The following is an 8,825-nucleotide window of genomic DNA, read 5'->3' on the forward strand; positions in this document are numbered from 1 at the left end:
GGGTCGCTGGGAAGTCTACGACTCCCCGGTGACGGCGGAGGCCCACCGCGGGGGGTGGTGCGCGGGCACTCGGAGGCGGGTCCGCGCGTTGGACCGGTCGGAAGACCCGTCCGTTTTGTCATGCACGCCGCGCCGCGGTGTGCGCGCGTCAGGAGGCACCCCGCGATGCCGGTCCCGCAGCCCACCGCCCAGGAGCGCGGCGAGCAGATCCTCTCCGTGTTCCACACCGCCTTCGGGGAGCTGCTGGCGGCGGATCCGGCGGCCTTCCGGGTCAAGTTCCGGAAGATGGCGCACTCCGCCTTCGCCTTCTACCGGGGCGCCGCCTGCCTCTTCTACGCCGACCTCGACGGGGAGGAGCGGGAGGGCGGGCCGTACCTGGACGAGCGCACGGGCCGGGTGTGGATCCACGGCGACCTGCACGCGGAGAACTTCGGCACGTACATGGACGCCAACGGTCGCCTGGTGTTCAACGTCAACGACTTCGACGAGGCGTACGTCGGCCCCTTCACCTGGGACCTGAAGCGCCTCGTCGCCTCCCTGGCGCTGCTCGGGTACGCGAAGGCGCTCAGCGACGACCAGATCACCGTGCTCGTACGGCTCTGCGCGGCGGCGTACCGGGAGCGGATCCACGCCCTGGCGACCGGCGCCCGCGACGAGGAGGCGCCGCCGTTCACGCTGGACACGGCCGAGGGCCCGCTGCTGGCCGCGCTGCGGGAGGCCCGGTCGCTGACCCGGTTCGGACTGCTCGCCACGATGACGGAGATCCGCGAGTTCGAGCGCCGCTTCTCCTCCGGCGGCGGCACGGTCGACCTGGACGCGGCGACCCGCTACAAGGTGCTGGCCGCCTTCGACGGGTACCTGGAGACGCTCCCGCCGTCCAGCCTGGGCCGCCCGGACTCGTACCGGGTGAAGGACGTGGTGGGGCGGCGCGGCGTCGGCATCGGCTCGGCCGGCCTCCCGTCGTACAACATCCTCCTGGAGGGCAACAGCGACGCCCTGGAGAACGACGTCGTGATCTACATGAAGCAGGCGCAGGTCCCGGCGGTCTCCCGGCACGTGACGGACCCGGCGGTGCGGGGGTACTTCCACCACGAGGGGCACCGCACGGTCATCTCGCAGCGCGCCCTCCAGGCGCACGCCGACCCGTGGCTGGGCTGGACGGAGCTGGGCGGCGCGGGCCAGCTGGTCGCGGAGGTCTCCCCGTACGCCGTGGACCTGGACTGGTCGGACATCGACGACCCGGACGAGATGGCCGCGACCGTCGCGGACCTGGGACGGGCCACGGCCACGATGCACGCGGCCGCGGACGACGAGAGCGGCCACTCGCTGGTCCCGTTCAACACGGAGCGGGCCATCGACGCGGCGATCGCGGCGGACGAGGAGGGGTTCGGGGAGACGCTGGTGGAGTTCGCGCACGCCTACGGGGCACGGGCGCGGGCGGACCACCAGATCTTCGTGGACCTCTTCCGTAACGGTCGGATTCCGGGGCTCCGCTGATCACCTCCTTTTAGGAGCCCCTTACCGCCTGTCGTGGCACACTCTCCGACGATGGACGACATGACCGGGACCCAGCTGAGGGGGGTGCGGGCAGCGATCTTCACGGCTCTCGTCGTGACGCTGTCCGCCGCCTCCCACGTGCTGCTGTCCCGGGTGCCGCTGCCGCTGACCGCGGTCCTGGCGGTCGCGGCCGGCGTCTTCGCCGCCGCCTACGCGCTGGCCGGCCGGGAGCGGGGGTACGGGCCGATCGCCGGCCTGCTCGTCCCGCTGGAGCTGGCCGCGGACACGGTGTTCACGGCGGGCCAGCACGCCTGCTACGGCCCCTCCGGCGGCCCGGTCGCCGGGTCGCTGCGCGCGGTCGGCGTCGACGTGCTGTGCGGCGACGCGGTGGGGACGCCCCTGCCGGGCGTCGCCGTGCCGGACACCGCGGCGGCGGCGCTGCTGCACTCCGGCGACCCGGCGGTGCCGTGGCTGCTGCTCGCCGCGCACGTCACGGTGGGGCTGGTCGCCGCGGCCTGGCTGCGGCGCGGCGAGGCGGCGCTGGGGCGGGTGCTGCGGGCGGCGGGGGCGTCGGCGTTCCGCCCGCTGCTGGTGGCGTGGGCGGTGTCCACGGCGCGGGGACTCGCGCCCCGGCCGGCTCCGCGCGCGGCCGTCCGCCGGCGCACGGCCCTCCGCGCGCGCCTCCTGGTGCACTCCGTCGGCCGGAGGGGACCGCCGTGCAGGCCCGTGACGGCCTGACCACAGCACCCCTCGACCACTGATCACCGACCGGTGATCCCCCATGCAGACGGAGAAACGAATCACCATGAGCGCACGCAACAGCAAGGTCAACAAGGCGGCGGCCCGCGAACGGCTCCGGGAGGAGCGCGAGCGCCAGGCGAAGCGGGACAAGAGGAAGCGGCAGATCACCGTCGCCGTCTCCGTCCTGGCCGTGCTCGCCCTGGCCGGCGGCGTCGGCTACGCCGTCGTCCAGGCCAACAAGCCCTCCCACTGGGAGGCCGCGAAGGACGTCAAGGACGTCAAGGCGCCGAAGAACACGACCGGCGAGAACGGCACCACGGTCGTCATAGGCAAGTCGACGGCGAAGAAGACGCTCCAGGTCTTCGAGGACTCGCGCTGCCCGGTCTGCGCGATCTTCGAGCAGCAGGTCGGCCCGGTGATCGAGAAGGACCTCGAGGCGGGCAAGTACAAGATCCAGTACGTGGGCGCCACCTTCCTCGACGGCGACTCCATGGAGCAGGACCGCATCGGCTCGAACGGCGAGGGTTCCAAGAACGCCCTGTCGGCCCTGGGCGCGGCGCTCGACGTGAGCCCGGACGCGTTCATGGAATTCAAGACGGCGATGTACTCGACGAAGTTCCACCCGGAGGAGTCCAAGGACGAGCTCGGCAAGGACTCGTACATCCTGAAGATCGCCGAGTCGGTCCCGGCGCTGAAGGACAACGCGGCGTTCAAGAAGAACGTCGAGGAGGGCACCTTCGACGCCTGGGCCCTGAAGATGTCCGAGACCTTCGACAAGAGCGGCGTCACGGGCACCCCGACCCTGAAGATGGACGGCAAGCCGGTCACGGACGCGGGCGGCAAGAACGCCCCGATGACGGCGGCGGAGTTCATCACGGCCGTCGACAAGGCCCTGAAGGGCTGACCCGCGCACCCGAGAGCCGCCCCCCGCCCCGCAGGCGGGGGGCGGCTCCCGTTCGGGTACGGCCACGGGACGCGCACGGCCCGCTCCCGGTGGAGCGGGCCGTTCCGTTCAGGGGGCGGGAACAGGAGGCAACTTCCCGCCGAACAGCGGCACTTCCGGCTTACCCGACGGTAATGTGACAGGTAGTCTGCTCCGCCGTGACCAGTCGTTCCCTTTCCGCTCCCAGCCGCCGCACGGTCGTCAAGGCCGCCGCCGCCACCGCTGTCGCCGCTCCCGTCCTGGCCTCCGCCCCGCTCGCCGCGGCGAACACCGGGACCCCCGCCTTCCTCCACGGCGTCGCCTCCGGCGACCCGCTCCCCGACGGGATCCTGCTCTGGACCCGCGTGACGCCCTCCCCCGACGCCGTGCCCGGCTCGGGCACGGGGGCGGACACCGAGGTGGGGTGGGAGGTGGCCGAGGACAGGGGCTTCACGCGGACCGTCGCCCGCGGGACCGTCACCGCGGGCGCCGCGACCGACCACACCGTCAAGGTGGACGTGCGCGGGCTGCGGCCGGCGACCGCCTACTGGTTCCGGTTCACCGCCGGGGCGGCCGGCGCCGGGGCCGTCTCGCCGGTCGGCCGGACCCGTACGGCACCGGGGTACGACGACGCGGCGCGGGGCGTCCGGTTCGGCGTCGCGTCGTGCGCCAACTGGGAGGCCGGCCACTTCGCCGCGTACCGCCACCTCGCCGCCCGCGGCGACCTGGACGCCGTCCTCCACCTCGGCGACTACATATACGAGTACGGCTCCGGCTCCTACCCGAAGACCGACGACGTCCTGCGCCCCCACGAGCCGCGCCACGAGATCGTCACCCTCGCCGACTACCGCGTCCGGCACGCCACCTACAAGTCGGACCCCCACCTGCAGGCGCTGCACGCCGCGCACCCGCTGATCGCGATCTGGGACGACCACGAGTTCGCCGACGACACGTGGTCGGGCGGCGCCGACAACCACACCCCCGGCACCGAGGGCGACTGGGCCGCGCGCATGGCCGCCGCCCGGCGCGCGTACTTCGAGTGGATGCCCGTGCGCACCTCCGTCGAGGGCACGGTCTACCGGCGCCTGCGCTACGGCAGGCTCGCCGACCTGCACCTGCTCGACCTGCGCTCGTTCCGCTCCCGGCAGGCGTCCGTCGGCAGCGGCGCGGTCGACGACCCGGAGCGCACGATCACCGGCCGCGCCCAGTTGGACTGGTTGAAGGCGGGGCTGGCGTCCTCGGACGCGACCTGGCGGCTGGTGGGCACGTCGGTGATGATCTCGCCGGTCGCCTTCGGCTCCCTCCCGGCCCACCTGCTGAAGCCCGTGGCCGAGTTGCTGGGCCTGCCGACGGGCGGGCTGGCGATCAACGTGGACCAGTGGGACGGGTACACGGACGACCGCCGGGAGCTGCTGGCCCACCTCCAGGAGCGGGCCATCCGCAACACCGTCTTCCTCACCGGCGACATCCACATGGCGTGGGCCAACGACGTGCCGGTCACGGCCGCCACGTACCCCGCGTCGCCGTCAGCCGCGACCGAGTTCGTCGTCACGTCCGTGACCTCGGACAACCTCGACGACATCCTGAACGTCCCGGCGAACACCGCCTCCGCGGTCGCCGCCGCCGCGCTCAAGGCCGCCAACCGGCACGTGCGGTGGATCGACATGGACCACCACGGGTACGGCGTGCTGGACGTGACGTCCGAGCGCGCGCAGATGGACTACTTCGTCCTCTCCGACCGCACGGACCCGGACGCGTCGGCCGCGTGGACGCGCTCGTACCGGACGCTGAGCGGAACGCAGAAGGTCGAGCGGGTGTACACACCGGTGCGATGAGATGACCGCGCGGGTGTTTTTCAGCCAACCCCCGCGTGTTAACTGAAGATCACATACTTGTGGTGGGTGGTGCGTTCCGGAGATCGAACCCGGACACACCACCCGCTCGCGTCGGCCCCTTCCTTACGTACGGATCTCAACCTCCGGGACGGACCGAAGGATTTCGCCCACGCTCCTCCATCTCCTCAAGGATTGATTGGGCCGGAACGCTCCTCCTCCACATGTGACATGGCCACGTAATCTCCCGGCGGTGGCGAGGAAGGCCCTCTCCGCTCCCCCCGCAAGGAGACACGTATGCGTGCTCTTGTCCGTATATCTCCGAGAGCGCACCGCCGCGTGCTCGGTACGGCCGTGCTGGCCGGAACGCTGGCGCTGTTCCCGTTCTCCGCCCCGACGGGTGTCGCCGCGGCGACCGCACCGCTCGCCGCCGCCGGCGAGGAGTGCGTCGAGGAGACGGGCGCGGGCGCCCACGCACGCGAGTCCCGCCCGTCGGGCCACGTCCACGAGCACGAGCCCAACGAGGTCTCCGCCACCGAGGCCGCGTCCATGGAGGCCGACCTCCAGAAGAAGCTGAAGGCCGCCGAGGCCAGGGGGCTGGACAGCGCCCGGTTCGACACGGCCGCCGCGGCGACGACCGTCCCGGTCTACTTCCACGTCATCCACGACGGCGCCAAGGGCAAGCTGACCGCGACGGACATCAACAGCCAGATGGCCGTCCTCAACTCCGCGTTCGGCGGCCAGGGCACCGGCAACACCGCCACCGGCTTCCAGTTCACCCTGGCGGGCACCACCTACACGGACAACGCCGCCTGGTACAACCTCTCCTCCGGCTCCGCCGAGGAGAAGGCGATGAAGACCGCCCTCCGCCAGGGCGGCGCGGGCGCGCTGAACTTCTACACCGCCAACCTCGGCGGCGGCCTCCTCGGCTGGGCGACCTTCCCGTCCTCGTACCGCTCCAACCCGTCCATGGACGGCGTCGTCGTCCTCGACGCGTCGCTGCCCGGCGGCTCGGCCGCCAACTACAACCAGGGCGACACCGGCACCCACGAGGTCGGCCACTGGATGGGCCTGTACCACACCTTCCAGGGAGGCTGCAGCGGCCAGGGCGACTACGTCGCCGACACGGCCGCCGAGAAGTCCCCGGCGTACGAGTGCCCGACGGGCCGCGACTCCTGCGCCCGCCAGGCCGGCGCGGACCCGATCCACAACTTCATGGACTACACGTACGACTCCTGCATGTACCAGTTCACGACCGGTCAGGTGCAGCGCATGCAGGACCACTGGACGGCGTACCGCGCGGGCTGAGCCCCGGCCCCGGCCGTCCCGACGGCCCGGCACACGACGCGCGAGGGGCACGGTGCGGCGGGAACGCGGCACCGTGCCCCTTCGTGTGACGGCCCGGCGGCACCCCGGCCGCCACCCGGATCAGAGCCCGCCGAGGAACTCCAGGGACGTCGCCCAGGTCCGCTCGGCCGCCTCCTCGTCGTAGTCCGCCAGGTCCGGGTCGGTGTACAGGTGGCCGGCGCCCCGGTAGCGGTGCACCTCGACGTCCGCCCCGGCCCGCCCCATCTGCAGGTACCAGGTGTTCAGCCAGTCGTCCGGCTCGAACGGGTCCGGGTCCGCGACGTGGAGCTGGACCGGCAGCCCGCCCACCGACGCGTCCTCCGGCACCTCGTACGTGCCGTGCAGGAGCAGCAGTCCGCGCGCCTTCCCGTCGGCGACGGCCACCATCTGGGCGAACGCGGCACCCAGCGAGAACCCCGCGTACACCAGGCCGCTTCCGGCGTGCGGCGCGGCGGCCGCGACGGCGCGCCGGACCAGCTCGTCCCAACCGATCCGGTCCTTGATCTCCCGCCCCTCCTCCACCGTGTCCGCGGTTTGACCTTCGTACAGGTCGGGCACGCGCACCTGGTGCCCGGCGGCACGCAGCCGGTCCGCGGCCGCGTGCACGGCCGGGCGGAGACCGTAGACCGAGTGGAACAGCATGATGTCCATCCGGTCATCCTGCCACTACCCGCCCTGGGTTCGGAGTCATGGAGAACGTACTGCGTCCGTTGACCGTCCTGGGTGGCTCGGTCGTGCTCACCCTGCTCGTCGGCTGGGCCGCCGACGTGCTGTTGAAGCGAGCCGACTGCCGCCACCCCGAGACCCCGCTGTGGGGATTGCTGCGCCGCTGCCGGATACCCCTCCAACTGCTCATGCTGGCCGCGTTGCTGCGCGGCGCGTACCGGGAGGCGTCCTGGCAGGTCATCAGGGACCACGAGGAGGGCATCGGCCGGGGGCTGACGCTGGTGCTGATCGGCGCGGGCGCCTGGCTGGTGGTGCGGATCGCGGCGGCGGTCGTCGAGGCGACGTACGCGCGGTACGCCGCGACGACCCGGCACGCCGACCGGGTGCGCCGCGTCCGGACGCAGGTCACGCTGATCATGCGGATCGTCACGGCGGTGGTCGGGGTGGTCGCGGTGGCGGCGATGCTGCTGACGTTCCCGGACTTCCGGACGGTCGGGACGTCGATGCTGGCGTCCGCCGGCATCATCGGCATCGTCGCCGGTGTGGCGGCGCAGTCGACGCTCAGCAACGTCTTCGCCGGGTTCCAGATCGCCTTCGGCGACATGGTGCGGATAGGCGACACCGTGGTCGTGGACGGCGAGTGGGGCGTCGTCGAGGAGGTCACGCTGACCTTCCTCACCGTACGGACCTGGGACGAGCGCCGGCTCACCATGCCCGTCTCGTACTTCACCAGCAGGCCGTTCGAGAACTGGTCGCGCGGCGGCGCGCAGATCACCGGCACCGTCTACTTCCACCTCGACCACGCGGTCCCCGTCGGGCTGATGCGCGAGCGGCTCCGGGAACTCCTGGAGAAGTCCCCCTACTGGGACGGGCGCGCCTGGTCCCTGTCCGTGACGGACACCACACCGAGCACGATGGTGGTGCGGGCGGTGGTCACCGCGCGGAACGCCGACGACGTGTGGAACCTGCGGTGCGACGTACGGGAGCAGTTGATCGCCTGGCTGTACGAGCACCATCCGTACGCGCTGCCCCGCGTGGCCACGACGATCGCCCCGGAGCGCGGCACGGAGCACGACCGGGACGACGACCACGCCCTCGTCCGGGACGGCGAAGGGGACCCCGTACGGGACGGCGACCGCGACCGGGGCCCCGCACGGGACCGGGACGGCGGGCCCGGGTGGGACCGGGACGGCGGGCCCTGGCGGGGCTGGGTGCCGGGACGGCGCGCCTAGGACCTGTCTGATAATTGATCTTGTGGTGGGTCGGGGTGAGCTGACGGATGCGGCGTGGGAGCGGATAGCGCCCCTGCTGCCGGGTGTTGACGGACGGGGTCGTCCGTGGCGGGATCACCGGCAGGTGATCAATGGGGTGTTGTGGCGGTTGCGGACGGGGGCTCCGTGGCGTGACCTGCCGGAACGCTATGGGCCGTGGCAGACGGCCTATGAACGGTTCGCCCGCTGGGAGGCGGACGGAACCTGGGCTCGCCTGCTCGAGCAGGTCCAGGTTCGCGACGACTCCGTCGGAGCCGTGGAGTGGACGGTGTCGGTCGACTCCACGATCAGCCGGGCTCATCAGCACGCCGCCGGCGCCCGCAAAAAGGGGCGGCGGCGGGGGACGAACTGGAAGATCCGGCATGTCCGTCGGCTGGCCAGGCGCTGGGCCGGTCCCGCGGCGGGCTGACCACCAAGATCCACCTCGCCTGCGACGGCCGGGGCCTGCCCCTGGCTGTCGTCGTCACGCCCGGCAACGTCAACGACTCCACCGTCTTCGACACGGTTATGGACGATCTGAGAGTGCCCCGGACCGGCGCGGGGCGCCCC

7 protein-coding genes and 1 pseudogene are annotated in these 8,825 nt (G+C 72.2%); 7 read left to right on the plus strand and 1 reads right to left on the minus strand.

Features of this window, described 5'->3' with window-relative positions; translation table 11 throughout:
- The first annotated feature begins 165 nt into the window (after nucleotides 1-165).
- The 5 genes from AC07D6_RS22520 (at nucleotide 166) to AC07D6_RS22540 (ending at nucleotide 6,300) form a co-directional block, all read left to right on the plus strand.
- Nucleotides 166-1,497 (plus strand): DUF2252 domain-containing protein, encoded by a 1,332-nt coding sequence (locus tag AC07D6_RS22520; RefSeq protein ID WP_315876543.1) that lies wholly within the window; start codon nucleotides 166-168, stop codon nucleotides 1,495-1,497.
- A 60-nt stretch (nucleotides 1,498-1,557) separates the two neighbouring features.
- Nucleotides 1,558-2,235 carry a hypothetical protein gene (locus AC07D6_RS22525; RefSeq protein WP_479046930.1) on the plus strand — a complete coding sequence of 226 codons (678 nt, stop codon included), beginning with the start codon at nucleotides 1,558-1,560 and terminating at the stop codon, nucleotides 2,233-2,235.
- A gap of 67 nt (nucleotides 2,236-2,302) precedes the next feature.
- On the plus strand, nucleotides 2,303-3,142 hold the full coding sequence (locus tag AC07D6_RS22530) for a thioredoxin domain-containing protein (protein ID WP_479046932.1): 840 nt from the start codon (nucleotides 2,303-2,305) through the stop codon (nucleotides 3,140-3,142).
- A gap of 197 nt (nucleotides 3,143-3,339) precedes the next feature.
- On the plus strand, nucleotides 3,340-4,995 hold the full coding sequence (locus AC07D6_RS22535; RefSeq protein WP_315876547.1) for an alkaline phosphatase D family protein: 1,656 nt from the start codon (nucleotides 3,340-3,342) through the stop codon (nucleotides 4,993-4,995).
- A gap of 294 nt (nucleotides 4,996-5,289) precedes the next feature.
- Entirely contained in the window at nucleotides 5,290-6,300 is a 1,011-nt protein-coding gene (locus tag AC07D6_RS22540; RefSeq protein ID WP_479046934.1) for a zinc metalloprotease, read from the plus strand.
- Between the two features lie 120 nt (nucleotides 6,301-6,420).
- Here the strand turns inward: AC07D6_RS22540 and AC07D6_RS22545 are convergent, their stop codons facing one another.
- Entirely contained in the window at nucleotides 6,421-6,990 is a 570-nt protein-coding gene (locus tag AC07D6_RS22545) for a dienelactone hydrolase family protein (RefSeq protein WP_479046936.1), read from the minus strand.
- A 38-nt stretch (nucleotides 6,991-7,028) separates the two neighbouring features.
- Between AC07D6_RS22545 and AC07D6_RS22550 the strand changes: the two genes are divergently transcribed.
- The gene (locus AC07D6_RS22550) at nucleotides 7,029-8,237 is read left to right on the plus strand and encodes a mechanosensitive ion channel family protein (protein WP_479046939.1); all 1,209 of its coding nucleotides are present in this window, start codon (nucleotides 7,029-7,031) and stop codon (nucleotides 8,235-8,237) included.
- Nucleotides 8,238-8,259: 22 nt separating this feature from the next.
- Nucleotides 8,260-8,825: pseudogene (locus tag AC07D6_RS22555) on the plus strand (IS5 family transposase); the annotation flags it as partial.

It is taken from the genome of Streptomyces sp. NPDC045287 (assembly GCF_056432325.1).

Coding starts and splice junctions, on each gene's coding strand:
- AC07D6_RS22520 (WP_315876543.1), top strand. CDS start 166: ATGCCGGTCCCGCAGCCCACCGCCCAGGAGCGCGGCGAGCAGATCCTC.
- AC07D6_RS22525 (WP_479046930.1), top strand. CDS start 1,558: ATGACCGGGACCCAGCTGAGGGGGGTGCGGGCAGCGATCTTCACGGCT.
- AC07D6_RS22530 (WP_479046932.1), top strand. CDS start 2,303: ATGAGCGCACGCAACAGCAAGGTCAACAAGGCGGCGGCCCGCGAACGG.
- AC07D6_RS22540 (WP_479046934.1), top strand. CDS start 5,290: ATGCGTGCTCTTGTCCGTATATCTCCGAGAGCGCACCGCCGCGTGCTC.
- AC07D6_RS22545 (WP_479046936.1), bottom strand. CDS start 6,990: ATGGACATCATGCTGTTCCACTCGGTCTACGGTCTCCGCCCGGCCGTG.
- AC07D6_RS22550 (WP_479046939.1), top strand. CDS start 7,029: ATGGAGAACGTACTGCGTCCGTTGACCGTCCTGGGTGGCTCGGTCGTG.